The 26,059-nt window shown below is 72.7% G+C and carries 22 protein-coding genes and 3 tRNA genes; 12 read left to right on the top strand and 13 right to left on the bottom strand.

Annotated elements, in window-relative coordinates:
• Positions 1–3 precede the first annotated feature (3 nt).
• The 5 genes from G4G93_RS21560 to G4G93_RS21540 all read right to left on the bottom strand — a co-directional run bounded on the left by G4G93_RS21560 (position 4) and on the right by G4G93_RS21540 (position 5,219).
• On the bottom strand, positions 4–1,659 hold the full coding sequence (locus G4G93_RS21560; protein WP_165087034.1) for an acetolactate synthase large subunit: 1,656 nt from the start codon (positions 1,657–1,659) through the stop codon (positions 4–6).
• A 173-nt stretch (positions 1,660–1,832) separates the two neighbouring features.
• Positions 1,833–2,372, bottom strand: coding sequence for a hypothetical protein (locus G4G93_RS21555; protein ID WP_165087033.1), 540 nt, complete (start codon positions 2,370–2,372; stop codon positions 1,833–1,835).
• On the bottom strand, positions 2,362–3,261 hold the full coding sequence (locus tag G4G93_RS21550; protein ID WP_165087031.1) for a ParA family protein: 900 nt from the start codon (positions 3,259–3,261) through the stop codon (positions 2,362–2,364). Before G4G93_RS21550 ends, G4G93_RS21555 begins: the two co-directional genes overlap by 11 nt.
• A 235-nt stretch (positions 3,262–3,496) precedes the next feature.
• Entirely contained in the window at positions 3,497–4,351 is an 855-nt protein-coding gene (locus tag G4G93_RS21545; RefSeq protein ID WP_165087029.1) for a hypothetical protein, read from the bottom strand.
• 235 nt (positions 4,352–4,586) lie between these two features.
• Positions 4,587–5,219, bottom strand: a complete 633-nt coding sequence (locus tag G4G93_RS21540; protein WP_165087187.1) for a 2OG-Fe(II) oxygenase — start codon at positions 5,217–5,219, stop codon at positions 4,587–4,589.
• Between the two features lie 439 nt (positions 5,220–5,658).
• Here G4G93_RS21540 and G4G93_RS21535 point away from each other — a divergent pair, with 439 nt between their 5' ends.
• From G4G93_RS21535 to G4G93_RS21525, 3 genes are all read left to right on the top strand, one after another.
• A complete protein-coding gene (locus G4G93_RS21535) occupies positions 5,659–7,449 on the top strand; it encodes an ABC transporter ATP-binding protein/permease (RefSeq protein WP_165087027.1) in 1,791 nt (596 codons plus the stop codon).
• A gap of 68 nt (positions 7,450–7,517) precedes the next feature.
• Positions 7,518–7,592: transfer RNA gene (locus G4G93_RS21530), tRNA-Val, on the top strand.
• Between the two features lie 126 nt (positions 7,593–7,718).
• A tRNA-Val gene (locus tag G4G93_RS21525) sits at positions 7,719–7,793 on the top strand.
• Positions 7,794–7,917: 124 nt separating this feature from the next.
• Here G4G93_RS21525 and gph read toward each other — a convergent pair.
• The gene (gph, locus tag G4G93_RS21520; RefSeq protein ID WP_165087025.1) at positions 7,918–8,613 is read right to left on the bottom strand and encodes a phosphoglycolate phosphatase; all 696 of its coding nucleotides are present in this window, start codon (positions 8,611–8,613) and stop codon (positions 7,918–7,920) included.
• Positions 8,614–8,784: 171 nt separating this feature from the next.
• Here gph and G4G93_RS21515 point away from each other — a divergent pair, with 171 nt between their 5' ends.
• From G4G93_RS21515 to gor, 5 genes are all read left to right on the top strand, one after another.
• Positions 8,785–9,207 (top strand): hypothetical protein, encoded by a 423-nt coding sequence (locus G4G93_RS21515; RefSeq protein WP_165087023.1) that lies wholly within the window; start codon positions 8,785–8,787, stop codon positions 9,205–9,207.
• Positions 9,208–9,438: 231 nt separating this feature from the next.
• Positions 9,439–10,149 (top strand): ribose-5-phosphate isomerase RpiA, encoded by a 711-nt coding sequence (rpiA, locus tag G4G93_RS21510; protein WP_165087021.1) that lies wholly within the window; start codon positions 9,439–9,441, stop codon positions 10,147–10,149.
• Between the two features lie 60 nt (positions 10,150–10,209).
• Positions 10,210–10,752 (top strand): DUF2059 domain-containing protein, encoded by a 543-nt coding sequence (locus G4G93_RS21505; protein ID WP_165087019.1) that lies wholly within the window; start codon positions 10,210–10,212, stop codon positions 10,750–10,752.
• A complete protein-coding gene (locus tag G4G93_RS21500; RefSeq protein WP_312892181.1) occupies positions 10,749–12,065 on the top strand; it encodes an O-antigen ligase family protein in 1,317 nt (438 codons plus the stop codon). Before G4G93_RS21505 ends, G4G93_RS21500 begins: the two co-directional genes overlap by 4 nt.
• Before the next feature lie 19 nt (positions 12,066–12,084).
• Positions 12,085–13,482 (top strand): glutathione-disulfide reductase, encoded by a 1,398-nt coding sequence (gene gor / locus G4G93_RS21495; protein ID WP_165087017.1) that lies wholly within the window; start codon positions 12,085–12,087, stop codon positions 13,480–13,482.
• Here gor and G4G93_RS21490 read toward each other — a convergent pair.
• The 3 genes from G4G93_RS21490 to G4G93_RS21480 form a co-directional block, all read right to left on the bottom strand.
• A complete protein-coding gene (locus tag G4G93_RS21490; RefSeq protein ID WP_165087015.1) occupies positions 13,457–14,473 on the bottom strand; it encodes a G1 family glutamic endopeptidase in 1,017 nt (338 codons plus the stop codon). The two genes, gor and G4G93_RS21490, sit on opposite strands and share 26 nt — an antisense overlap.
• 18 nt (positions 14,474–14,491) lie before the next feature.
• A complete protein-coding gene (locus tag G4G93_RS36440) occupies positions 14,492–15,535 on the bottom strand; it encodes a phosphatase PAP2 family protein (RefSeq protein WP_165087185.1) in 1,044 nt (347 codons plus the stop codon).
• Positions 15,536–15,647: 112 nt separating this feature from the next.
• The gene (locus G4G93_RS21480) at positions 15,648–17,462 is read right to left on the bottom strand and encodes an adenylate/guanylate cyclase domain-containing protein (protein WP_165087013.1); all 1,815 of its coding nucleotides are present in this window, start codon (positions 17,460–17,462) and stop codon (positions 15,648–15,650) included.
• A gap of 321 nt (positions 17,463–17,783) precedes the next feature.
• Here G4G93_RS21480 and G4G93_RS21475 point away from each other — a divergent pair, with 321 nt between their 5' ends.
• The 3 genes from G4G93_RS21475 (at position 17,784) to deoC (ending at position 20,345) form a co-directional block, all read left to right on the top strand.
• Complete coding sequence (locus tag G4G93_RS21475; RefSeq protein WP_165087011.1) at positions 17,784–19,166, top strand: class II 3-deoxy-7-phosphoheptulonate synthase; 1,383 nt, start codon at positions 17,784–17,786, stop codon at positions 19,164–19,166.
• Between the two features lie 204 nt (positions 19,167–19,370).
• Positions 19,371–19,446 (top strand) — tRNA-Glu (locus tag G4G93_RS21470).
• Positions 19,447–19,664: 218 nt separating this feature from the next.
• Entirely contained in the window at positions 19,665–20,345 is a 681-nt protein-coding gene (deoC, locus tag G4G93_RS21465; protein WP_165087010.1) for a deoxyribose-phosphate aldolase, read from the top strand.
• Between the two features lie 25 nt (positions 20,346–20,370).
• On the opposite strand, the gene G4G93_RS21460 is transcribed toward deoC, so the two are convergent.
• The 3 genes from G4G93_RS21460 to G4G93_RS21450 all read right to left on the bottom strand — a co-directional run bounded on the left by G4G93_RS21460 (position 20,371) and on the right by G4G93_RS21450 (position 24,010).
• Positions 20,371–21,231: an SDR family NAD(P)-dependent oxidoreductase gene (locus G4G93_RS21460; RefSeq protein ID WP_165087008.1), complete on the bottom strand. Its 861-nt coding sequence runs from the start codon at positions 21,229–21,231 to the stop codon at positions 20,371–20,373.
• On the bottom strand, positions 21,228–21,986 hold the full coding sequence (locus tag G4G93_RS21455; RefSeq protein WP_165087006.1) for an enoyl-CoA hydratase-related protein: 759 nt from the start codon (positions 21,984–21,986) through the stop codon (positions 21,228–21,230). Before G4G93_RS21455 ends, G4G93_RS21460 begins: the two co-directional genes overlap by 4 nt.
• 254 nt (positions 21,987–22,240) lie before the next feature.
• Positions 22,241–24,010, bottom strand: coding sequence for an acyl-CoA dehydrogenase (locus G4G93_RS21450; RefSeq protein ID WP_165087005.1), 1,770 nt, complete (start codon positions 24,008–24,010; stop codon positions 22,241–22,243).
• A gap of 158 nt (positions 24,011–24,168) precedes the next feature.
• Between G4G93_RS21450 and G4G93_RS21445 the strand changes: the two genes are divergently transcribed.
• Positions 24,169–25,140, top strand: coding sequence for an L-threonylcarbamoyladenylate synthase (locus G4G93_RS21445; protein ID WP_395413804.1), 972 nt, complete (start codon positions 24,169–24,171; stop codon positions 25,138–25,140).
• A 225-nt stretch (positions 25,141–25,365) separates the two neighbouring features.
• Here the strand turns inward: G4G93_RS21445 and wrbA are convergent, their stop codons facing one another.
• Entirely contained in the window at positions 25,366–25,965 is a 600-nt protein-coding gene (gene wrbA / locus G4G93_RS21440; protein WP_165087001.1) for an NAD(P)H:quinone oxidoreductase, read from the bottom strand.
• Between the last annotated feature and the right edge of the window lie 94 nt (positions 25,966–26,059).

Raw genomic sequence — 26,059 nt, 5'->3', positions numbered from 1 at the left:
GGCCTAGCCCGGCTCGACCTGCGGGACGTGGCCGCCGAGCTCGTCGACCAGCACACGGGTGTTCTCGGAATAGTCGACCGGCACCGCCACGAGATGCACGCCGCCGGCCGCGAAGGCGGCCTCCAGGGTCGGCGCCAGCGCCTCGGCCGAGGTCACCCGGTGGCCCTTGGCGCCGTAGGATTCGGCATAGGTCACGAAATCCGGGTTGCCGAAGGTCATGCCGTAATCGGGGAAGCGGTCGACCGCCTGCTTCCAGCGGATCATGCCGTAGGCCCGGTCGTCGAGCACCAGCACCACGAGATCGAGGTTCAGGCGCACCGCCGTCTCGAGCTCCTGGCTGTTCATCATGAAGCCGCCGTCGCCGCACACCGCCAGCACCCGGCGCCCCGGATGGACGAGCTTGGCCATCATCGCCGAGGGCAGGCCCGCCCCCATCGTGGCCAGCGCGTTGTCGAGGAGCAGCGTGTTGGCGACGTGGGTGCGGTAGTTGCGGGCGAACCAGATCTTGTACATGCCGTTGTCGAGGCAGACGATCCCGTCCTCCGGCATCACCGCCCGGACGTCGTGCACCAGGCGCTGCGGCGTCACCGGGAAGCGGTCCTCCTCGGCCCGGTCGTTGATGCGGGCGAGGATGTGCTGGCGCATCTCCAGCAGCCCGGGCTCCGGATCGAGCCGGCCGCCGAGCCGGTCGGCGAGCGCCGTGACGGTGGCGCCGATGTCGCCCACCACCTCGGCATCGGGATGGAATACCTGCTCGACGCTGGCCGAGACGTAGCCGATATGGATCACCCGCGGCCCGCCCGCGACCCGGCCCATCAGGAAGGGCGGCTTCTCGACGGTGTCGTGGCCGACCGAGATGATGAGGTCGGCGCTGTCGATCGCCTCGTGGACGTAGTCGCGCTCCGACAGGGCCGCGGTGCCGACGTAGAGGTTCGAGCCGCCGGTGACCGCGCCCTTGCCCATCTGGGTGTTGAAGAACGGGATCCGGGTGCGGCGTACGAAGTCCGACAGCGGCTCGACCAGGCGCGGGCGGTTGCCGGCGGCGCCGATCATGATCAGCGGGCGGCGGGCCTGGAGGATCATCGCGGCGGCGCGCTCGATCGCCGCCGGGTTCGCCACCGGCCGGTCGATCGGGTGCGACGGCACCAGGGCGACGTCGGCCTCCTCGGCCGCGATGTCCTCGGGCAGTTCGAGATGGACCGGGCCCGGCCGCTCCTCGGTGGCGACCCGGAAGGCGTCGCGCACGATGGTCGGGATCGAGGCCGCGGAGACGATCTGGCGCGTCATCTTGGTGAGCGGACGCATCGCCGCGATCACGTCGACGATCTGGAACCGGGCCTGGCGGGCGCTCATGATCGGCTTCTGGCCGGTGAGCATCAGCATCGGCATCGCGCCGAGATGGGCGTAGGCCGCGCCGGTGGTGAAGTTGAGGGCGCCGGGCCCGAGCGTCGAGATGCAGACGCCCGGCCGCCCGGTGAGCCGCCCATGCGTCGCCGCCATGAAGGCCGCCGCCTGCTCATGGCGTGTCAGCACCAGCTCGATCTTCGAGGAGCGCAGGGACTCGACGACGTCGAGGTTCTCCTCACCCGGGATGCCGAAGATCCGGTCCACGCCCTCGTTCTCGAGGGCGGCCACGAGCAGATCGGAACCTTTCGCCATCGGGAGATCCTCCGGAATGTTCGTTTCTTCACTTGAGACTGCAAAAGGTCCTGCACGACCGATCGACGGTCCTTCAGGTCGTGCCGGGCTGCGCTGCGCGGGCTCGGCATGACGAGGAGGATGTCGGCTCCGTCGACGATGGCGGGAAGCCCCCTCAGGGGGACCTCCGGCCCTCACTCCTGCTGACGCGGGCGCCGCGGCGGCCGGGCCGCCATCGCGGCGGAAGCCAGGGCGTCCGCGGGGGCCGCGTTGCCGGCCGGCGGGCGCGCCTTGGCGGGGGCGGCGGGCTCCGGGGCGGATTTGGGCGCGGCCTTGGCGGCAGGCTTGGCGGCGGGCTTGGCCTTCGGCGCCTTGACCGGCTTCGGCTTCGCCGCCGGGGCCGCCACCGGGTCGAGCGCGGCGGCAAGCGCCATCAGGTGGCGGCGATGCGCGACGGCCGGCCCGTCCTTGAGGTCCGGATGGTGCTTGTCGAGGCGGGTGACCAGCGCCTTGACCTCGGCATCCTTCAGCCCGTCGACGATCAGCGCCAGAGGCTGGGGGCCGAGCGCCTCGCGCACCGCCCGCAAGGCGGCCAGGTCGAGGGTCTTGGCCTTGAGCTGCTTCGTCACCAGGGCGTGGGCGGCCTTGGTGACGTCGCCGCGGATCGCCGGGAAGGCCTGCGGCGCCTCGGCGATCGCGCACAGGACCGCGAGGCCGTCGATCTCAAGCGCCATCCAGGGCCTCCTTCAGTTCGGCCACCACCGGCGTGATCACCTCGCCGATCAGGTCGCGGGTGGCGTCGCGATACTTGTTGGCGAAGGTTTGATACTCGAGGGTGAGCGCGTTCGCCAGCGCCGCCGATTGCGGCACCCGGGTCTTGAACAGCCGGAACCGCGCCCCGTCCGCGGCGGCACTGGCCTGCAGGGTGGCGTAGGTCGTCGCCTGCTGCTTGGTGTTCTGCCAGCGGGTGATCAGCACGTGCGGGGGCCTCTTCGGCGCCAGCATGCTCTCGGAGGCGCTGCCGACGCCCCAGATCGTCTCGTAGAACGCCTTCAGGCCGTAGGTGGACAGAAAGTCCGAGATGCAGGCGACCACCACGAGGTCGCTCGCCCGGATCGCCACCTCGGTCATCGGCGAGATGCCGGGGGCGCAGTCGAACAGGACGTAATCGTAGTGCTCGCGCAGCGGCGCGAAATCCTCCTGGAACAGCTTCCAAAGGTGGCCCTCGATGGCGTGCATCGAGAACTGGCGCTTGGTGAGCGCGTAGATGATCTCGCGCTCGACGACGCGCAGCGACGGGCCGGAGGCCAGAAGCGAGATCGGCAGCGGCTCGCCGAGATGCGTGGTGCTGGAGACGTAGTCGCGGATGAAGTCCGGCAGGGCGGCCTTGTCGCGGTCGACGATGCGCAGGCCGAGGTAATAGTCGAGGGTGCGGCCGGCGGTGATCATCTCGGCCAGGATGCCGTCGCCGGCGAAGCACACCGAGGCGCTGGCCTGCGGATCGAGGTCGATCACCAGCACCGAGGCCCCGCCGGCGGCGAGCGCGTCGGCCAGCATCACCACGCTGGTGGTCTTGCCGACGCCGCCCTTCATGTTGGCGACGGCCACGAGTTTTCCGGGCATGAGTTTTCCGGGCACATGTTTTCCGGGCGCTCGCTGGCCGGTCATGGGCGCATCCCCGGCCGCGGAGGGAGGGCGCGGGTCCGCGGCGGCGACGCGGCGGGCGGGCGGAACGGGGCCATCGGGGCACTCTTCACGGCGGGTCTCCTTTCCACCACCGGCCTTCGCGGCAAGTTTCGCGGCAAGTCAAGACCGGTGGTTGCAGGACGGGCCGCGCCGGTCGTATCCGGCGCCCGCCTCAGTTGCCGGAGCAGCGGGTATAGGTCGCCGCGCCGCGCTCGCTCGCCCAGGTCAGCCGGTTGCCCGCCACGGTCAGGCGCACCCGCGAGGTCCAGCGGCGGCCGGAGCTGCGGCAGGAGGCGGTCGTGGTCCAGGATCGTCCCTCGCGCCGGACGTCCCGGAACTGGCACAGGGTCTTGCCGGCCCGGGCGCTTCCCGGGTGGATCACCGCCGGCAGGAAGCCGCGGCGGGCCGAGCGGCGGCTGGCGCAGGCGGCCGCGCTCGGTCCCCACACGCCGGCATAGGCCGGTGCGGCCTCGTCGGCGTCGCCCTCGGCCTCCCGCGCGGGCGGCTCGCGCTCCTCCCGGGGCTCCGGGCGGAAGGCCGGCCGGGCCTGCGGCCGGGGCGCCTGACGGGATTCTTCCCGCGTCTCCCGCCGCATCTCCGGCTTGGGCGGCGCTGCGGCGGCCCGGGACGGGGCGGCCGGACGCTCCTCGGGCTCGTCGTCCGGGGAGAGGTCGTGAGGGGCGAGGTTCGGGGGGGCGATGTCGCGGGCGGGGGCCGGCTTCACCGGGCCGAAGCCGGAATCCGGCGCCTCCCGCAGGACGGCCCCGTCCGGCCCGGCGCCGACCCGGCCCGGTGGCTCGCTCCAGTTGCCCGCCGGCTGGCCGGGTTCCGGCGGCACCGCGTCGGGCGGCGGCCGGCGGCGGAAGATCGGGATCGAGGAGCGGTAGGGCTTCGACAGCACCGGCGGATCGGCGGGCATCTCGAGATCCGACTGCGCGACGGCGTGACCGGTCCCGGCCAGGCAGGCCGCGCCGGCCAGCACGACCAGGCCGGCCATCAGCAGGCCCGCGCGGTGAAACGCCCTCATGATGCCCCCAGCGTCCCCCGGCCGGTGCCGGTGGTCAAGTCTTAGGGCGCTCCCGCCCCGTTGTGGACCTGGGTTCGGGGTTCGAGCGCATGTCTCGTCGCCGGTGTCACCCGGCGGGCACTGTCCGCCTCGGACCGCGAGAGCGCTGCCCGATCGCGTTTCAGTCAACGCTCGCGGCTTTTGATGTTGCGCCAGCTTCTGCGACGAGCGGGTATCCGCTTCGTCGGAAAAGGCTCTACCGGCCGAAGATGCCTTTCAGGAATTGCGCCGTGCGGTTGCGCTTGCGCTTGCGCGCCAGTTCGGCGGCGTCCTTCATCCAGGCGACCTGCACCACCCGGCGCTCGCCGTCGAACGGCCGGTGGCCGTGCCAGGAATTGTCGGCCCGCAGGAAGGCGAACATCGTCCCCATGGTCGGCGGCACCTCGACCGCGTAGGGCTCGAACCGCTCGCCGTCGTAGAGCACCCGCAGCCGCCCGGCCTCCGGCGCGTCCCAGGCGTCGTTCATGTAGACGAGGAGCGTCATCACCTTCGAGGGGCCGTCGGTGTGGATGGCGCCGTATTTCGGCTGCGAGCGGCGCATGATCGTGGTGAGCCGCGGGCAGGCGACGAGGTCGATCCCGAATTTTTCGGAGAGGACCTGCGAGAAGGCATCGCTCTCGAGCTCGTCGATGAGGTTCCTGAAGCGGCCGGCGAGCCGGACTTCGTCCACCGTGAGGTAACCCGGCTTGTCGATCGACGGGAAGTCCCGCGCCAGATCCTCGACCGCCTCGGGCCGGATCACCTGCCGGCCCAGGCAGTAACGATAGGGATCGTCGATGACGGGCGCCGCGCGCACCGCATCGACGTCGAGGATCGAGAGAGAAGACAGCGAGAGGGACGACATGGGATGATCGCGCTCGTCGGGTCTTGACGCGGCCCGGGCCGCTCAACCCGTGCGAGCATCCGTGCCGATTGCGGCGGCGGCAGGGCATGACACGGCTCACCGGGGCGCGCGATCGCGCGCGCGTCGGTCGCGCGTCGGTCACGTCTGCGAGATCCGGTTCGGCGGGAGCCGGGGCGGCCGGGGTCGCGCCGTCCTGCCGCAGGTGAACACTGTTTAACTTGCCACCGCGATGGCGCCATGGTCCTGCCAAGCGACTGGTCCACCAGCGGACTGGTCCACCATGGGCCGGCTCTCGACGGGCCGACTCTCGGCGGGGTGGTCGCCGGGCCGGCAACGCCCGCGCCCGGACCGCCCTCTTCATCACCGGCTCGCCGCGAGGGCGGGCCCGCCACAGGCCCGCCCGCCGGGCGGCCCGGAGACCGCGATGCACGGCTTGAAGCAGGCCCTCCTGCAGATCTGGCGCCTGGCCTATCCCTACTACACCACCCGCGAGGTCACGACGGTGCGGCTGTGGCCGCTGCCGGCGGTGCAGATGCAGGAGCGCTGGGTCGCGCTCACCATGGCGGCCCTGGTGATCGGCATCGAGTTCGCCCAGGTCGCCATCAACGTGCGGCTGTCGTACTTCAACCGCGACTGGTTCAATGCCATCCAGGCGAAGGACGCCGCGGCGTTCTGGTCGCTGCTGTTCTCGGTGTTCTGCGTCTGGGCCGCCGTCTACGTGGCGAGCGCGATCATCCAGTACGTGATCCAGTCGTTCCTGCGCATCCGCTGGCGGGCCTGGATGACCCGGCACTACGTCGACCGCTGGCTCGGGCAGAACACCCATTACCGCATGGGCTTCTCCGGCGCCCAGGCCGACAACCCCGACCAGCGCATCGCCGACGACATCGACCAGTTCACCCAGACCACCCAGTCGCTGACCATCAGCTTCCTGTCGGCGGTCTCGAACCTGATCTCGTTCTCGGTCATCCTGTGGAACATCTCGGCCGCCTTCACGGTGCCGGGCACCGACTGGCACGTGCCGGGCTTCCTGGTCTGGGGCGCGCTGATCTACTCCGCGCTCGTCACCTGGATCACCCACCGCATCGGCCGGGCGCTGGTCGGGCTCAATTTCGAGCAGCAGCGCCGCGAGGCGGATTTCCGCTTCTCGCTGGCCCGCCTGCGCGAATACGGCGAGCAGGTGGCGCTGCTCGGCGGCGCCCGGGCCGAACGGGCCTCGCTGCGCGACCGCTTCGGCGCGCTGATCGCCAACTTCTACGCCATCGTCGACCGCCGCAAGAAGCTCGCCGCCTTCACGGTCAGCTACCAGCAGGTCAACGTGGTGATCCCCTACATCCTGGTCGCGCCCTACTACTTCGCCGGCCAGATCCCGCTCGGGGTGATGACGCAGACCGCCGGCGCGTTCTCGCGGGTCGAGGGCACGATGTCGTTCTTCATCACGTTCTACGTGACCCTGGCCGACTACAAGGCGCAGGTCGACCGGCTCACCACCTTCGACGCCGCCATGGGTCGCGCCGACGCGATGGCGGCGGGAAGCCCGCTGGCGGTGCTGCCGGCGAGCGGCACGTCCCTGCACCTCAAGGGCCTCGCCCTCGACCTGCCGGACGGGCGGCGCATCGCCGAGGCCCCTGCCCTCTCCTTCCGGCCGGGCGAGACGACGCTGCTCACCGGCCCGTCGGGCTCGGGCAAGTCGACGCTGTTTCGCGCCATCGCGGGGATCTGGCCGTTCGGCGAGGGCTCGGTCGCGACGCCGGAGGGCGCCCGCCTGCTGCTCCTGCCGCAACGGCCCTACCTGCCGATCGGCTCCTTGCGCGCCGCCGTCACCTACCCGGAGTCGGCCGGCCACTACGACGACGCGGCGATCCGCAAGGCCCTCGAGGCGGCGCGGCTGCCGCACCTGGCCGGCCGCCTCGACGAGGAGGCGCCCTGGGCACAGGCCCTGTCGCTCGGCGAGCAGCAGCGCCTCGCCATCGCCCGGGCGCTGCTGACAAGGCCCGACTGGCTCTTCCTCGACGAGGCCACCGCGGCCCTCGACGAGCCGACCGAGGCCGCGCTCTACCGCATGCTGCGCCAGGAACTGCCCGACACCACCCTGGTCTCGATCGGCCACCGCTCGACGCTCACCGCCTTCCACGACCGGCGCATCGACATGACCCGCCGCGAGGACGGCCGCTTCGTGCCGACCGACCTGGTCGCGGCGGTGCCGGCCCAGTAACCGGGCCTTTCGCGGGGCGACGAAGCGCCTTGACGCGCCGCGTCGCCCCGCCTAGAAGCCGGCTGACAGGGCGCGTAGCTCAGCGGGAGAGCATTCGCTTCACACGCGAAGGGTCACAGGTTCAATCCCTGTCGCGCCCACCACCTTGTTGCCATCGATGGATCGACCGGCCGACGTCCCGTCGTTGTTCGGTTCGATCGTCACACCGGTTCGGCCCGCGATGCGGCGGCGTCCATCGCCTCGCATCACCCCGCACGGGGCCGACCATCGGGCGCGTAGCTCAGCGGGAGAGCATTCGCTTCACACGCGAAGGGTCACAGGTTCAATCCCTGTCGCGCCCACCATTCCTTCCACTCGCTGTTCTCATCTTTCGCAGATCGGTCGCAGGCCCGGCTCCTCGACGCGTGCGACGTCCGCGGTGTCATCCCGGGTACCGCTGCGCGGCCCCGGGATGACACCGAGGGCGTATCACACTGCCCCGCGATCGAGCCGCCGCACCGCCTCGTACAGCGCATCGAAGTGCTGGATCACCACGTTCGGCTCCAGCTCCTCCACCGGCACGTCGGTATAGCCGAACGGCACCGCCACCACCGGGATGCCGGCGGCCTTGGCGGTGGCGACGTCGGTGCGGGAATCGCCCACCATCACCGAACGGGCCGGGTCGCCGCCGGCCTGCGCGATCGTCTCGGTGAGGTGACGCGGGTCGGGCTTGAAGTACGGGAAGGTGTCGCGGCCGCAGATCGCCGCGAACCGCGCCTTGACCCCGAGCAGCTCCAGCAGACGGACCGAATGGTCCTCCGGCTTGTTGGTGCAGACCGCGAGCCGGTAGCCCGCCGCCTCCAGCCGGTCGAGGGACTCCACGACGCCCGGGAACAGGTGCGAGACATCGCACAGGTGCTGGCCGTAATGGGCCAGGAACACCCGGAACAATGCGTCGAGCCGGTCCGGCGTCAGCTCGCGCCCGCCGGCCGAGAAGCCGCGCTGGATCAGCGCCCGGGCCCCCGCCCCGATCAGCTCCCGCGCCTGCGACAGCGCCACCGGCGGCAGGCCCTCCCGCTCCAGGATCACGTTGAGCGTGCCGATGAGGTCGCCCGCGGTCTCCGCGAGGGTGCCGTCGAGATCGAACACGACGATCGGCGGCAGGCTGGGCGGGGTGGTCGGCATCAAGGGCTCGCTGGCTGGCAGGGGATCGATGCGCCTCCCATACAGGCGGCGGCTCCCAGGCCCAACCCCGTCAAGCCCGGGACAAGCCGGGCTGAGCTATAACACCTGGAACAGGACGATTCGGCGGGCGGACCGGCCCGCCGTCGCGGCGGTTTCGAGGAGCGGCGCGCCATGCGCGGGAGAACGGGTTATCGGGTCCGGAGCGCCGGGCTGGCGGCAGGGCTGCTTGTAACAAGTCTGCTGGCGGCGGGCGCGGCGCAAGGAGCGTCCTACGAGTTCGTGCCGGCGCCGCAGGCCGACCTCAACCGGGTCTACCGGGTCGACAAGGCCACCGGCGAGGTCATCTCCTGCCAGTACGGCCTGCAGGAGAACACCATCGGGACGACCCTGTGCTTCGGCCCCGGCGAGGGCGCCGGCCCGCAGGCCCCGTCCGAGTACAGCCTGGTCGCCTCCCGCCACCTGCGCGAGGCCGGCGTCTTCCGGGTCAACCAGCGCACCGGCGCGATGAGCATCTGCTACGTGCTCGACGACGCCGTGGTCTGCACGCCCCAGGGCAATGCCGGCAGCGCGGCGCCGGGGGCGGCCAAGCCCTGAGCCGCACACCTTGAGCGGGGCGCCGCCCCGGGCGAGACCGGATGGCCGCTTCCGCCGCCCCCGTTCCGCGTGCTAGGGGCCTCTCGATCAGCGGGGCCGAGCCGTCAGGATGCCCCGCCTGTCCGGAATCCTGCCCTCAAATCGGCATGGATTCCGGGCAATCGAGAGCCACGAAACGCGCCGAGACGCCATGCTGCTGCCCCTCATCCGTTCGCCTCGCGGAGGCCGGCATTGAGCCCCGCCGAGCTCAAGCGCGCCGCCGCCGCCCGGGCGGTCGGTCTGGTCGAGGACGGCATGCGCCTCGGCCTCGGCACCGGCTCGACCGCGACGCTGTTCGTCGAACTCCTCGGCGAGAAGGTGCGGGCCGGGCTCAAGGTCGTCGGCGTGCCGACCTCCGAGGCGACCCGCCGGGCCGCCGAGGCCGCGGGCATCCCGCTCACCACCCTCGACGATACGCCCGACCTCGACCTCACGATCGACGGCGCCGACGAGATCGACCCGCAGCTCCGCCTCATCAAGGGCGGCGGCGGGGCGCTCCTGCGTGAAAAGATCGTGGCGGCTGCGAGCCGCCGCATGGTGGTGATCGTCGACGGCGCCAAGCGTGTCGAGACCCTGGGACGCTTCCCCCTCCCGATCGAGGTGGTGCCCTTCGGCCTCGTCGCCACCACCCTGGCGGTCGCGGCGGCGATCCGGTCCGCCGGCTGCGCCGGGCCGCTCTCCGTCCGCAAGGGCGCCGACGGGGCACCCTTCCTGACCGATGGCGGCCACCTGATCCTCGATGCCGGCCTTCAGCGCATCCCGGACCCGGAGGCGCTCGCCCGCGCCCTCGTGGCGGTGCCCGGCGTGGTCGAGCACGGCCTGTTCATCGGGCTCGCCACCGGCGCCATCGTGGCGGAGGCGGCCGACGGGCAGCCCCGCATCGTCACCCTCGGGGCGGCCTGAGGCCCCTCCTTCCTCGTCACGGCCGCCCCGCGCGGGCGCCGCTTTCCTCGGAGCAAACCGATGTCCCCGCGCCGTTCGCGTGCCCTGCTGGCGGGCCTCCTCGCCGCGACCCTGGCGAGCCCCGCTCTCGCCCAGACGAAGCCCGCATCTCCCGCCGCCCCGGCCGCACCGCAGCAGGCGGCGATCACCCCGAGCCACCTCGCGCTCGCCAAGGAGGTGATGCTCTCCTCCGGCATCGCGCGCTCCTTCGACTCGATCCTCCCGGCCTTCGGCGAGCAGATCAAGCAAGCGGCGGTCACCCGGCCCGAGCTGACCAAGGACCTCAACGAGGTCCTCGAGAAGATGCAGCCCGAGCTCGAGCTGCAGAAGCAGCGCATCATCGACATCGCCTCGCGCATCTACGCCAACAAGCTGACCGAGGCGGAACTGCGCGACATCGCCACCTTCTTCCGCTCGCCCTCGGGCAAGCGCTACGTCGAGACCCAGCCCCAGGTGCTCGACGACATGGTGCAGGCGATGCAGACCTGGACCCAGGAGGTCTCGGAATACATGATGGTCCGGGTCCGGGCTGAGATGGGCAAGCGCGGCCACCAGCTGCAGTGACCGTCTCGACGGTCGACAGGCCCCGTCGCGGCGCGGACCGGGCCGCGACGCTCGACCGGCTCGGCGCCGTCGTGGTCGCGGCCCTGCCGGCCTGCATGGCGGCGGCGAACCGGTCGAGCCCGGTCGTCGTCGGCCTCGCCGGGCTCCTGCTGGTCTCCGGCGCGGTCGCCGCGGGCCGCCCCTTGCGGGCACTCCTCCTCGCGCCGCTGGTCACACCGCTCGGCCTCGCCGCCCTGGCCTTCCTGGCCTGGTGCGGTGCGAGCCTCGCCTGGAGCCCCCTGCCCGGCCTGTCGCTGCGCACGCTCTCCGAGTTCCTGCCGGCGCTCCTCGGCGCCTACCTGGTGGCGCGGCTGGCGCCGCCCTACCTCGCCGCGGTGGCCGGGCCCGCGGCCTGGATCCTGGTCGCGACCTGCGCCTACGTGGTGGCGGACCTCGCCTCCGGCCTGGTGATCCGCGAGGCCCTCGGCCAGCGCGTCGCCGCCTTCGCGTTCAACCGGCCGCTCCTCGTCATGATGCTGACGGTGTTCCCGCTGGCGGCGTGCCTCGCCGCCGGCGGGCGGCGCGGCCTCGCCGCGCTCGCGGTCGTGGTCATGGCGGTCGCGGCCTGGCGCTCGGTCAGCGGCGCGACCGTGCTGGGGCTCGCCACCGGCGCCTTCACCTTCGGTCTCGTGCGCCTCCTGCCGGCCCGGGCCGGGATCGGCGTCGTCGGCGCCGCGCTGCTCGGCGCCCTCGTCCTCGCGCCGGTGGAGGGCGACCTGCTCGCCCGCGCCATGCCGGATGCCCTGCATCAGCGGCTGGCCGCCAGCAGCACCCGGGCCCGGGTCGCCATCGCCCGCAGCTTCGGCGCCGCGGTGGCGGCGGATCCCTGGCGCGGCGCCGGCTACGGAACCGGCGGGCGCTTCCAGGAGGTGCCGGTGGCCGAGGCGCTCGAACCCGACCTGCGCGTCATGCTGGCGGTCGGGCACCCGCACAACACCTTCCTGCAGGTCTGGGCCGAGCTCGGAATCGTCGGGGCCGGGCTCGCGGCGCTCGTCCTGGTCCTGACCCTGCGGGCGCTGGGCGCCTGGCCGGCGCTCGCCCGGAGCACCGCCCTGGCGCTGCTCGCGGCGGCCGGAATCGTCGCCTTCGTCGAGCACGGCGCGTGGCAGGCCTGGTGGACCGCCGGCGTCGGCGCAGGAATCGCCTGGCTTCGCTCCCTGGCCTTGTCGAGCACTCCTGCCCTGCCCGGCACCCTTGCGGTGCCGGGCACTGGCACTCCTGCTGTGCCGAGCACTCTTGCGTTGTCGGACGCGCCTGTCAGAGAGAAGCCCTAACTTGCGGACGGTGAGTGCCATGACCGAGACCCAGCACGAGTCCTTCGACGTCGATCTGTTCGTGATCGGCGGCGGCTCCGGCGGGGTGCGGGCGGCCCGCATCGCCGCCGGCTACGGCGCGCGGGTGCAGCTCGCCGAGGAGTACCGCGTCGGCGGCACCTGCGTGATCCGCGGCTGCGTGCCGAAGAAGCTGATGGTCTATGCCGGCCGCTTCAGCGACGAGTTCGAGGACGCCGCCGGCTTCGGCTGGGAGGTCGGCACCCCGCGCTTCGACTGGGCGGCGCTGAAGGCCCGGCGCGACGCCGAGGTGACCCGGCTCGAGGGCATCTACGCCACCAACCTGATGCGGGCCGGCGTCGAGGTGGTGGCCGACCGGGCGGTGATCGAGGGCCCCCACACCGTCCGCCTGGTGCGCTCGGGCACGCGCGTGCGCGCCCGGCGCATCCTGGTCGCGGTCGGCGCCCATCCGGTCAAGGAGCCGCTGATCCCCGGCGCCGAGCTCGCCATCACGTCGAACGAGGTGTTCGAGCTGGAGACCCAGCCCGAGCGGATCCTGGTCGTCGGCGGCGGCTATATCGCGGTCGAGTTCGCGGGCGTGTTCGCGGGCTTGGGCACCCGGACCACCCTGCTCCACCGCGGCGACCGGCTGCTGCGCGGCTTCGACGGCGAGATCCGCCAGGCGCTCGGCGAGGCCTATGCCAAGCGCATGGACCTGCGCCTGAACGCCACCGTGCACCGCCTCGACCGGCGCGACGGCGGCATCTGCGCCACGCTGAACGACGGCAGCGAGATCCTGGTCGACCAGGTGCTGGTCGCGACCGGGCGGCGCCCGAACGTCGCCGGCCTCGGGCTGGAGACGGCCGGCATCACCCTCGACGCCGTCGGGGCGATCCCCGTCGACCGCTTCTCGCAGACCGCCGCACCCTCGATCTACGCCGTCGGCGACGTGACCAACCGCGCCGCCCTCACGCCGATCGCGATCCGCGAGGGCCACGCCTTCGCCGACACGGTGTTCGGGGACAAGCCCTGGGCGGTCGACCACGACCTGATCCCGACGGCGGTGTTCTCGACGCCCGAGATCGGCGTCGTCGGCCACGGCGAGGAGGTGGCGCGGCGCCTCTGCGGCGAGATCGACGTCTACGAGGCCCGCTTCCGGCCGATGAAGGCGACCCTGTCGGGACGCGACGAGCGGATCCTCATGAAGGTGATCGTCGAGCGGGCGACCGACCGGGTGGTCGGCGTCCACGTGCTCGGCCACGATGCCGGCGAGATCATCCAGGCCGTCGGCATCGCCGTGACGATGGGCGCCAAGAAGGCCGATTTCGACCGCACCGTCGCGGTCCACCCGACTGCGGGCGAGGAACTGGTGACGATGCGCACGCCCTCGGTGGTCAAGCGGCCGGTGGCGGTGGGGTAGCCCCGTCGGTCAGCGCCAGCGCCCGCCGATCCCCCGGCACCCGCGCCGGGGACGAGATCGTGCGGGCGCGAACATGGCCGGGGGCCGCCTCCAGCGCGGTCATGCGGATCAGGCTCGCCCGGGCGAGGTCGTGCTCGGTCAGGGCCGTCCCGCCGGGGGCGCGGGACTGCGCCAGGCAGGCGGTGAAGCGGAACGACCCGTAGGCGGCGAGCGGGTACGGGTGCCAGCCGTCGCTGCCGAGGGGGCTCGGGCGCTCCAGGATCCATTCGGCGGTGGCGCCCGAGACGTGCCGGCCGCCCGGGGCCGCGACGTCGAAGGCCTGGAGCATCGTGCCGGTGGTCTCGTTCTTCAGGTTGAACCGCACGGTGGCGGGGTCGAGGACCGTCAGAATCGCGCTCACCTCGTCGCCCGGCGCCACGGCGAGCCCGAGGGTCAGGGGGGCCGTCGGCGCCTCGCGCGTCCACCACTGCACCCAGGTCTCGTAACGCTCGCCCGCGCCGTCCCGGGCCTGCAGCGTGCCGATCTGCGGCAGGCTGGCATTGCGGTAGGATCCCTGGCCGTCGAGGCCGATCCAGGTCGAGGTCCGGGCCGGTCCGCCCGTCCCGCCGGGCGGGGGCGCGACCGCCGGCACCCGCCAGCGCGCCATCACGCCGACGAGGCTGCGTCCGCCGAGCGCGGTGAGCGAGCCTCCCGACCAGTTCGCGCTGCCCCGCACCGCGCCGCGCCGCGCGGTCGTCGTGGCGCGCAAGGTCCCCGGCCCGGCTTCCGATCCGGCCTCGGCGCAGGCGAAGCGCAGCGGCCGGTCCGGTGGCGGGGCCAGGAAGGCGCGGCGGAAGGCGGTGGCCGCCGGGCCGTCCTCGGCGCGCGGGGCGGGCAGGCCGTACCGCTCGAGGAGGTCGGGACCGGCTGCGGCCGGGTCGAATCCGTCCTCGGGCCGCGGCAGCGGCGTGATCGTGAGCCGGGAGGGGCCGGCTTCGGGGTCGCGGGTCATCGTCTGGGCCTCCCCGGCTCACCGCGCATCCGCCGGCACGGCCAGGTCCGGGTTGAGTTCCCGGGCGGCCGCGATGACGGCGTCGCCGAACGACGGCAGGGCGTAGTCCGTCCGTCGCAGGCCGCTGCCCGAATGGCGCGACAGCGTCTCGAAGGCCGCATCGGCGACGCGGCGGCCGGCTACGGAATCGGAGCGGTAATGCAGCCCGGCGATCTCGCGGTTGCGGGCGACGCGCCGGGCGAGCGCCTTCAGGGTCTCGACGACCGGCCGGCGCTCCGCATGGGGCAGGCCCGAGAGGCGCAAGGCAGCGGCGATGCAGCGCGCCATCAGCCACGACTGGGTGGCGTGCCCGCTCGGGAAGGACGAGTGCCCGGGCACCGGCACCGGCGGCAGCAGGGCCGGGCAGAGGAAGGAGGGCCGCGGCCGGTCGAACGCCTCCTTGAAGCGCAGGGCCGCGAAGGAGCCGACGAGGCTCGCGGCGTGCAGCACCCGGTAGGTGCGCGGGTGCGAGCCGGGCGTCATCGACAGGGCCTCCATGAAGGCGGTGATGAACTCGACGTCCTGGGCGAGGATCTCGCCCATCGCCGAGGCGCGCTCGTCCCGCGCCAGCACCAGGAGCTCGTCGATCTCGATCTCCTGGGCGGTCCTCCCGCGGGCGGGGTCCCCCGTCCGGTCGTTCAGCGCGAGCAGGATCTCCGCCAGCCCGTCGTCGACGCCGTCGTCCCAGGACACGGCGGCGAACTCGCGCAGCACCCGGTAGGCGTACCAGCGGCCGGTCCAGTTCCGGTCCTCGAAGGCCAGGGAGCGGCCGGTCGGCGCATTGCTGCCGCGGAACGCGATCCGCCTCCGCGTCTCCCCGGGGCCGGTCTCGTCGCGGACGAAGACCGGCCGCCGCAAGTCGCCGATCTCGGTGCCGTCCCGCGTCACCTCGAGGGAGAACGGGAAGTCGGCCCGGCCCGGCACGAACCAGCCGCCCTCGTCGCCGGCGATGCCGGCATTCCCCGTGTTCCCGGTATTTCCGGTGTTGCCCGTGTTCCCGGTATTGCCCGTATTGCCGGTCATCGCGTCCCTCCCCCGGCCTGCCTGCGGCCCGGCGATGGCGGTTGCGATCGCCGGATCCCGATGTCTCGCGCGCGGTCCGCCTGCGGGCGGTCCTTCTGCCGGCGTCCCTTCTTCACTCCGGCAGCCCCGCTTCCCGCAGATGGCCGATCCAGCGCGCCAGGATCGGCGCCGCGAAGGGGCAGCGCGGCGCATAAGTTCCGAGCCGGAAATCCGGCTGCAGGCGCACCAGCTCGCCCCCCGCCACCCTCGCCTCGGGCAGGCGGCCGGCGGCCGCGAGGCTCGCGGCGAGGATGCGCAGGGTGAAGCGGATGGCGCGGTTGCGCGCCACCGCGCTCAGACCCCAGGCCAGGGCCGCGTCGTAGTCGCCGGCGACGTAATGGGCCTGGGCGAGCAGGCCCTCGTGCCAGAAGGTGTAGGGATCGCTCGGCGCCAGGCGCTGGCCGGTCTCGCCATGCGCCACCGCGAGTTGCCCGTTCCCGGTAAAGCCGTGGGTGGCGCTGCTCATCGTCCAGGCGAAGGCGACGCTCGGGCCGGCCTCGATCGCCCGGTCGAGGAAGCGCCGGGCCGTCGCGAAGTCGCGCAGCAGGAAGGCCTGGACGTGGCCGTAGATCGCGAGCGCCACGGGATCGTCGCCGTCCCGGGCGATCGCCGCGCGGGCCCGCTCCGCCGCCGCCCGCCCGTCGCCGTCCAGATCGGGCGAGCCCATCTCGCCGACCCGCAGGACGTGCCACCAGGCCGCGTAGGCGAAGGGCGGCGCGTAGGACGGGTCGAGGGCGATCGCCTGCTGCAGCAATCCCCCGGCCCGGGCGAAGTTGTCGGGATCCATCTTGTGGAGCAGGTCGAGGGCCTGGAGCAGCAGGTCGTAGCTCGTCAGGCTCGCCGGGTGCTTGCGCAGGACCCGCTGCAACTCGCGCTGGTGGACATGCGGCGCGAGGTTGCGGATCAGCCGGAGGGCGATGGCGTCCTGAAGGGCGAAGACCTCGTCGAGGCGGCCCTCGTGATGGTCGGCGCTGACGACCGCGCCGGTACCGCACTCGATCAGCGCGGTGCAGACCCGCAGGGTGTCGCCGTGGTGCTGGATCGCGCCGTCCAGGATGTAGCGCACGCCCAGGCGGCGGCCGAAGGCCGCCGGGTCGATGCGGCGGCGGCGATAGGCCAGGGTCGAGCCGCGGGAGATCACGAACAGGTGGCGCAGGGACGACAGGGCCCGGACGATCCAGTCGGTGAAGCCGTCCGCGAGGGCGAGGCGATCCGGCGCGCCGGTCCGGAACGGCAGCACCGCGATCGTCGCCCGCGCCTCGGCGCCGGGCGCGCATTCGCCGCTGCGGGGGCGCGCCGCCTCCCCGCAATGCAGGGCGAAGACCCGGACCGGCTGGGCATGGTTGCGCAACGGGAGCGGCCCGAGATCGGTCGCTCGTGCCCGGATCCCGGCGCCCGCCCGGGAGTACACCGCCTCGGACACGATCACGTCGCCGGCCTCGGCATAGGCCTGCAGCCGGGCCGCCACGTTGACGCCGTCGCCGAACACGTCGCCGTCCTCGACGATGACCTCGGCGAGGTTGACGCCCATCCGGAAGGTGAGGCGCAAGGCCTCCGGCTCGCCCTCCGTCGCCTGGGCGAGGCGGCTCTGCAGGGCGACCGCGCAATCCGCCGCCGCTTCCGCCTCCGGGAAGGTGGCGATGAAGCCGTCGCCGGTGTTCTTGACGATCCGACCGCCGCTCTCCGCGATCAGGGGATCGATGATGCCGCGGTGCAGGGCCCGCAGGCCGCGATGAGTCTCCTCCTCGGCCATCTCGCTGAGCCGGGTGTAGCCGACCACGTCGGCGACCAGGATGGCGGCGAGGCGCCGCTCCATGGTCCCGGCCTCCCTGGGAGCGATTCGGTCCGCGGCGGCATCCGGCGCCGCCAGCCGCATGCGCCCGCTCACGGCAGTCCGTTCCGGGCGATCGACAGCCTGCTTCGCGCGATTGAAGGGCGAACAATCCGCGGCCATGCAACGGAGTCCTTGATTGATGCAGAAACAATCATGGCGGCACCGATCCGGCGCGAATACTGTCATGTACTGATAGGGCGGTCCAGGGCCAAGTGCGAACGGCCAAGTGCGAACGGACCCGGCCCTAATACCGGGTCGCCGCGTCGCCCCCGATCTCACGGAAAGCCCTCTCGCGCGATCGCCCAAACCCCCCTATAAGCCCGGCTTCCGCGACCGACCGGACCGGTTATCGAAGAGGTGCGCGAGGAGAGGACGATGAGCGAGCGTTGGACCCCCACGAGCTGGCGGCGGCTGCCGATCCAGCAGGTTCCGGACTATCCGGATTCCGCGGCCCTGGCGGCGGTGGAGCGGCAGCTCGCGAGCTTTCCCCCGCTGGTTTTTGCAGGTGAGGCGCGCAAGCTGAAGCAGAACCTCGCCAAGGTCGCGGCCGGCGAGGCCTTCCTGCTCCAGGGCGGCGACTGCGCCGAGAGCTTCGACGAGCATTCCGCCGACAACATCCGCGACTTCTTCCGCGTCTTCCTGCAGATGGCGCTGGTACTGACCTTCGCGGGCAGCTCGCCGGTGGTGAAGGTCGGGCGCATCGCCGGGCAGTTCGCCAAGCCGCGCTCCTCGCCGGTCGAGACCGTCGACGGCGTGGCGCTGCCGAGCTACCGCGGCGACATCGTCAACGGCATCGGCTTCTCGGAAGCCGAGCGGGTGCCGAACCCCAACCGCCAGACCGAGGCCTACCGCCAGTCGGCCGCGACGCTGAACCTGTTGCGCGCCTTCGCGACCGGCGGCTACGCCAACCTCGAGAACGCGCATCGCTGGATGCTCGGCTTCGTCAAGGACTCGCCCCAGTCCTCGGCCTATGCCGACCTGGCCCAGCGCATGACCGAGACCCTCGACTTCATGCGGGCGATCGGCATCAACCCGGAGACGCACCAGGAGGTGCGCCAGACCGATTTCTTCACCAGCCACGAGGCCCTGCTGCTCGGCTACGAGGAGGCCCTGACCCGGGTCGATTCGACCAGCGGCGACTGGTACGCCACGTCGGGCCACATGCTGTGGATCGGCGACCGCACCCGCCAGGCCGACCACGCGCATATCGAGTTCGCCCGGGGCATCAAGAACCCGATCGGCCTCAAATGCGGCCCGTCGTTGAAGGCCGACGACCTGATCCGCCTCGTGGACGTGCTGAACCCGGCGAATGAAGCCGGCCGCCTGACCCTGATCTGCCGCTTCGGCGCCGACAAGGTCGGCGACCACCTCCCCGCCCTGATCCGGGCGGTGGAGCGCGAAGGCCGCAAGGTGGTGTGGTCCTGCGACCCGATGCACGGCAACACCGTGACGGCGAGCGGCTACAAGACCCGGCCGTTCGAGCGGGTGATGAAGGAGATCCAGGGCTTCTTCGACATCCACCAGGCGGAAGGCACCCATGCCGGCGGCATCCACCTCGAGATGACGGGCAAGAACGTCACCGAGTGCACCGGCGGCGCCCGGGCGCTGACGGCCGAGGACCTGCGCGACCGCTACCACACCTATTGCGACCCGCGCCTCAACGCCGAGCAGGCGCTGGAAGTGGCCTTCCTGACCGCCGACCTGGTCAAGCGCGAGCGCAAGCAGCACGAGCACCCGCGGATCGAGGCGGCCGAGTAGCCGTCTCCGCCCGATCGGAAGACGACGAGGCCCGGGATGGGCGCCGCGCTCGCGGTGCCCGCCCCGGGCCTTCGTCATTTGCGACGAACCCCTGCCGTATCGGGGGGGCCTCCGGCACCGTCGAGACCGCCGGCCGGAATTGCCGGCTATCGGGCTTGCGTCCGGTCCGGACCGTCGCTATACAGCCGCCATCCCGCCGGGCCAGCTCCCATCGTCTAGCGGTCTAGGACGTCGCCCTCTCACGGCGAAAACAGGGGTTCGAGTCCCCTTGGGAGCGCCACCGGCCGGATTACCCCTCCGACATCGTCGATCTTGCCGAAGCCCGGCCTCGCGCCGGTCGAGGCCCGGTCATGCTTCGGCTCTACGGCGAGGCGGCCCCGTGAGGCCGTCCCTGGCGGGTATCCGGCCGTCACGCCTCCGACGCCGCGCTTGACGCCCCGCGTGCCGCGATGGGAAGCCTCCCCGGCGACGCCGGACGGTCCGGCGCCGCCTCGGAGGATGATCGCCTTGGACGCGCCCGCTCTCGCCCGCCTGATCGACCACACGCTCCTGCGGGCCGACGCCACCGCGGCGGAGGTGCGGCGCCTGTGCGAGGAGGCGCTGGCGCACCGCTTCAAGGCGGTCTGCGTCAATCCGGTCCATGTCGGCCTGGCGGCGGAGATCCTGGCCGGCAGCCCGGTCGCTCCCTGCTCCGTCGTCGGCTTCCCGCTCGGGGCGGTGCGGCCGGAGGACAAGGCCGCGGAAGCCGCCGGCGCGGTGCGGAACGGTGCCGCCGAGATCGACATGGTGATCGCGATTGGCGCCCTGAAGGAGGGCCGCCCCGACGCCGTGCGGGCCGACATCGCCGCGGTGCGGGACGCCTGCCGGGGCCGGGTGCTCAAGGTCATCGTCGAGACCTGCCTGCTCGACGACGCGCAGAAGCGCCTCGCCTGCACCCTGGCGGTCGAGGCCGGGGCCGACTTCGTCAAGACCTCCACCGGCTTCTCGACCGGCGGCGCCACCGTCGCGGATGTCGCGCTGATGCGCGCCACGGTGGGCGAGGGCTTCGGCGTCAAGGCGTCGGGCGGCGTGCGCAGCCTGGACTTCGCCCGCGCCCTGGTGGAGGCCGGCGCGACGCGGCTCGGGACCAGCTCGGGGGTGGCGTTGGTGACGGCGGGAGTGGCGAACGGGGGGTATTGAGGACGCGCGGATCGCCCGACAGTCCCTACGAACCGCCCTCGCCCGCCCGGTACCGCTCCGGCCGCGTCCCGTCCTCGTCGGTGAAGCCGTAATCGCGTGCGAGATCGGCGACGTGCAGCATCTGCCCCGCCCGCCCGCGCACCACCGGATCGCCCGCGAGCGCTGCGAGCGCCCGCCCCGCATAGAGCGGGCTCTCCCCCGCCTCCCCGGCCATGCCGGCCTCGATCACCCGCTCGGTCCGCACCGGGCCGGGTGCGAGCGCCAGCACGGTGACGCCGTAGGGTTTCAATTCCTCCGCCATCGCGAAGGCGAGGCGGTTGGTGGCCGACTTGGCGAGGTCGTAGAACAGGTCGCCGAGATAGGTGTCGGTGCCGAAGGAGACCAGGGCCACGAGGCCGTCCTTGGCCGAGACCATGGCGGGCGCGACGGCGCGGGCGAGGAGCAGGCCGGCGAGCGGCCCCGTCTCGAGGTTGTGGCGCAGCGGCGCGAGGCCGCGGCGCCAGAAGGCGCTGCCCCAGGCGGCCCCGTCGGGGTAGCGCACCCCGTCATAGCCCTCGTTGCCGCCCCAGACGCTCGACACCGCGACGTCGATGCGGCCGAAGCGGCGCAGCACCCAATGCACCATCGCGTCGACCTCGACCTCGCGGGTGTGGTCGCAGAGGTAGTGGTGGCCGCGCCCGCCCGCGAGGTCGACCTCCCGGGCGGTGTCCTCCAGCGCTTCCGACCGCTGGTCGGTGCGCGCGCCGGTCTCGCTGGAACGGGCGGTGACCACCACGGTGGCGCCTGCTTCCCCGAGCGCCCGGGCGATGCCGCGGCCGACCCCGCGCGAGGCCCCGGCGACGAGGCAGACTTTGCCGGAGAGGTCCGGGACGCCGGGAGGCCTCACCGGGTGCCGCGGGACAGGAAGCGGCGGAACGCCTCCTGCGCGTCGGGCGAGCGGAGCGCGGCGTCGAAGGCCTGGGCCTCCGCGTCCATGGCGGCCTGCACGGCCGCGTGGTCGCCGCGGATCAGCCGGCGGGCGGCGGCCAGCGCCTGGCGGGGCTTGGCCGCGAGCTTCGCGCCCTGCGCCAGTGCGTGTTCGATGAGCCCGTCGGCCGGCACGACCGTGTTGGCGAGCCCGAGCCGCACGGCCTCGTCCGCCCCGTAGGCCTCGCCCAGCAGCAGCAGTTCCGTCGCCTTCGGCAGCCCGACCCGACGCGGCAGCAGGTAGCTGGAGGCGGCTTCCGGCACGAGGCCGAGATCGACGAAGGGCATCCGGAAGGTCGCGGCCGGCGCCACGTAGACGAGGTCGCAATGGAGCGTCAGCGTGGTCCCGACGCCCACCGCCAGGCCGTCCACCGCCGCCACCATCGGGGTGCGGGTCACGGCGAGCTGGCGGATGAAGCGCAAGGACGGCGCCTCGCCGAAGGAGGCTTCCGCCCGGGCGACGAAATCGGCGATGTCGTTGCCGGCGGTGAACACGCCCTCGCATCCCGCGAAGACCACGGCGCCGACGCCCGAGCCTTCCCGGTCGGCCCCCTCCAGCGCCTCCCGCATGGCGTCGTACATCGCGCCCGTGAGGGCGTTCTTCTTCTCGGGACGGACGAGTTGCACGAGGCGGACGCCGCCGGGCTCGTCGATGATGCGGACGTGGTCGGTCATGGGGGGTCACCCAATATCGGTTCGGGCGGCAACGATCTGCCGGATCGACGACACCGCACCCTCCGGGTCGTTCCGGGGCTGTGAAGCGCAGCCCGGACGCCGGAATCGCAGGTGCGGGAGAAATGGAGCGGATTGCGATCCGCCTCGCTCCGGACCCTCCGCCACATCCCGGGCCCCGCCTCGCGGTCCCGGGATGTGGCGGAGGGTGGCAGGCGCGGTGCCTTCGCTCCCGGGACGGGGCCCGGACCGGGCTCTCACCCTGCCAGCGCCAGCGCCCCGTCCTGCAGGAAGCCGCCGCCGCCGGTCACCGTCTCCTCCAGGCCCCTGGCCGCGGTGGCGAGGTTCTCGGCGAAGAACCGGGCGAGCGCGATGCGGGCCGGATGGGCCGGGTCGGTCGCGCCCTCCTTCATCGCGGCGCTGGCGGCGAGCGCGGCCTGCGCCAGGCAGGTACCGCCCTGGGCGAGGCCGAACAGGCGCAGATACGGGGTGGCGCCGGCGAGTGCCTCGTCCGGCCGGTTCGAGCCGAGGGCCTTGAGCTGGTAGCTCGTCGCCCGGTCGAGGGCCTCGATCGTCTCGCGCAGGCGCGGGGCGGTGTGGCCGAAGGCCGGACCGCCCTCCTTCAGCACCCGTTCGGCGACGAGGCGCATGGCGCCGATCTGGCCGCGCACCACCGTGCCGCCGTCGATCGGCAGCTTGCGGGTGACGAGGTCGATCGCCTGGATGCCGTTGGTGCCCTCGTAGATCGCCGCGATGCGGGCGTCGCGCAGGTGCTGGGCGGCGCCGGTCTCCTCGACGAAGCCCATGCCGCCATGGACCTGGATGCCGAGCGAGGCGACCTCGATGCCGATATCGGTCGAGAAGGCCTTGGCCACCGGTGTCAGCAGGGAGGCCCGGGCTTGGGCGACCTTGCGCGCCGCCTCGTCCGGCGCCCGGTGGGCGCGGTCGATCGCCTCGGCCGTCAAATAGCAGATGCCGCGGGAGGCGCCCGTCAGCGCCTTCATGGTGAGCAGCATCCGCTGCACGTCGGGATGCTCGATGATCGCGCTCGCCCCCTCGACGGCGGCGCTCGCCCGGCCCTGGCGGCGGTCGCGGGCGTAGGAGAGCGCCTGCTGATAGGCCCGCTCGGCGATGGCGACGCCCTGCAGGCCGACGCCGAGGCGGGCGTTGTTCATCATCGTGAACATGCAGGCGAGGCCCCGGTTGGGCTCGCCGACGAGCCAGCCGGCGGCGCCGTCATACACCATGGTGCAGGTCGGCGAGCCGTGGATGCCGAGCTTGTGCTCGATGCCGGCGCATTTCAGCGTGTTGCGGGTGCCGTCCGGCAGCACCTTCGGCACCAGGAACAGCGAGATGCCGCGGGTGCCGGCAGGCGCGTCGGGCAGCCGCGCCAGGACGAGATGCACGATGTTGTCGGTGAGGTTGTGCTCGCCCCAGGTGATGTAGATCTTCTCGCCCGAGATCCGGTAGCTGCCGTCGCCGACGGGCTCGGCCCGGGTGCGCATCACCGAGAGGTCCGAGCCGGCCTGCGGCTCGGTCAGGTTCATGGTCGCGGTCCACTCGCCCGAGACCAGCTTCTCGAGGTAGCGCGACCGCAGCTCCTCGCTGCCGTGCCGGCTCAGCGCCTCGACGCCGCCGGCGGTGAGCAGCGGGCCGAGGCCGAAGGCCATGGCGGCGGAGTTCCACATCTCGATGCAGGCGGCGTTGAGCAGGATCGGCAGGCCCTGGCCGCCATACTCGACCGGGCCCGGCAGGGCGTTCCAGCCGCCCTCGGTCCAGGCGCGGTAGGCCTCGCGGTAGCCCGGCGGCATCGTCACCACGCCGTCCTTGAGCGGGGTGCCGGCACGGTCGCCGACCGCGTTGAGCGGTGCCACCACGTCGTTGGCGAAGCGCCCGGCCTCGTCCAGGATGGTGTCGACGAGGTCGTCCGAGAGGTCGCCGTGCATGCCCTCCGCGATGGCACGGTCGAGCCCGGCGACGTGCCGGAGGGTGAAGGCCATCTCGGCCACGGGCGCGCGGTAGGTCATCGGGTTCTCCTCCCGGGAGAGCGGGGCGGCGTCTCGGGGGAGCCCGCCCTGCGGGCTCCCCGGGAGCCACCCTTTGGATTTGACGTGCGGCCGCCGCCGAGGCTACGGCCGGCGACATGGTGACGGATAGTTTAGACGTGAACGATGATCGCGGGTCAATGCCGACCCGGCGGCTGACCGCCGACGATGCGGGCATCAGGGAGGCCGGCGCCCTGCTGCGCGCCGGCCAGCTCGTCGCGATCCCGACGGAGACCGTCTATGGCCTCGGCGCCGATGCCGGCGACCCGGCGGCGGTGGCGGGCATCTACGCCGCCAAGGAGCGGCCGCGCTTCAACCCGCTGATCGCCCACCTGCCCGATCTGGACGCGGCGCGGCGGGAAGGCGTGTTCGGCGCGCAGGCCGCAATCCTGGCGGAGGCGTTCTGGCCCGGGCCTCTCACCCTGGTCGTCCCGGCGGCCGAGGGCGGGCGGGTCTGCGACCTCGCCCGGGCCGGGCTGCCGAGCGTGGCCTTGCGGGTGCCGGGAAGCGCGCTCGCCCGGGCGGTGCTGACGGCGGCCGGCTGCCCGGTGGCGGCCCCCTCGGCCAACCGCTCGGGGCGGGTGAGCCCGACCGATGCCGACCACGTCCTCGGCGATCTCGACGGGCGGATCGCGGCGGTGCTCGACGGCGGTCCCTGCCCGGTCGGCGTCGAATCGACCATCGTCGCCTGCCTCGACGGGCCGCCGGCGCTGCTGCGCCCGGGGGGGGTGTCGCGGGAGGCCATCGAGGCGGTGCTGGGCCGGATGCTGGCGCTGCCGCACGCTCCGGAGGGGACGGCGCCGATCGCTCCCGGTCTGCTCGCCTCGCATTACGCGCCCCGCGCCGCGGTGCGGGTCGACGCCACGGAGGTCGGGCCCGGCGAGGCGGTCCTGCTGTTCGGCGCCCGCCCGCCCGACGGGCTCGACGGGGCGGCGACGTCCCTGAATCTCAGCCCGGCCGGCGATCTCGCCGAGGCGGCGGCCCACCTCTTCGCCGCTCTGCGCCGGCTCGACGCGAGCGGCGCGGCGACGATCGCCGTGGTGCCGATCCCGGACGAGGGGCTCGGCGAGGCGATCCGCGACCGGCTCGCGCGGGCAGCGGCGCCGCGGTGACCGATCCGACATCCCACCCGCGCCCCCAAAAAAGGGCGCGCGGGTGGGAGGGGCGGCCCTGGGACCCCGCCCGAATTTTCGAGCCCGCCCGAATTTTTTTGCGGAATCCGCGGAACCGATCCCGCGGGACCCGCGTTGAAGGGGCCTAGAAGGTCATTCAAGCCCCCATCGACCTTCCGCCTCAGAGGCCCGGACTCGTCCGGGCTTTTTCTTTGGCCGGGACGCTCAGCCCGCGAGCTTCGCCGCGATACCGGCGACGTGGCGGCCCTGGAATCGGGCGCCCTCCAGTTCGATCGCGCTCGGCTGGCGGCTGCCGTCGCCGCCCGCGATGGTCGAGGCACCGTAGGGCGAGTTGCCCATGACCTCGGTGGTGCCGAGCTGGCCCTGGAAGCTGTAGGGCAGGCCGACCACCACCATGCCCTGATGCAGCAGAACGGTGTGGAAGCTCAGGATGGTGGATTCCTGGCCGCCATGCTGCGAGGCGGTCGAGGTGAAGACCGAGCCGACCTTGCCGACCAGCGCGCCCTTCGCCCACAGGCCGCCGGTCTGGTCGATGAAGTTCTTCATCTGCGACGCCATGTTGCCGTAGCGGGTCGGCGTGCCGAAGATGATCGCGTCGTAGGACGGCAGCTCGTCGACCGTCGCGACCGGCGCCGCCTGATCGAGCTTGTAGTGCGACTTCTGCGCGATCTCCTCAGGCACCAGCTCGGGCACCCGCTTCACCACGACCTCGGCCCCTGCCTCGCGGACGCCCTCGGCCACCGCATAGGCCATCGTCTCGATGTGGCCGTAGGTGGAGTAGTAGAGGACCAGAACCTTCGCCATCGCGTGAACTCCCGTCGGTGTCGGGGCGCACCATCGTCGATCGCAGGCCTGCGGGAAATGGCCTATGCTGCAAGCCCGCGCTTGCAGGCGCGCA

The organism is Methylobacterium sp. DB0501 (genome assembly GCF_011043735.1).
GTDB classification, from domain to species: domain Bacteria; phylum Pseudomonadota; class Alphaproteobacteria; order Rhizobiales; family Beijerinckiaceae; genus Methylobacterium; species Methylobacterium alsaeris.
The sequence above is the reverse complement of the archived record's forward strand: the minus strand, read 5'-3'. Positions and strand labels throughout refer to the sequence as shown.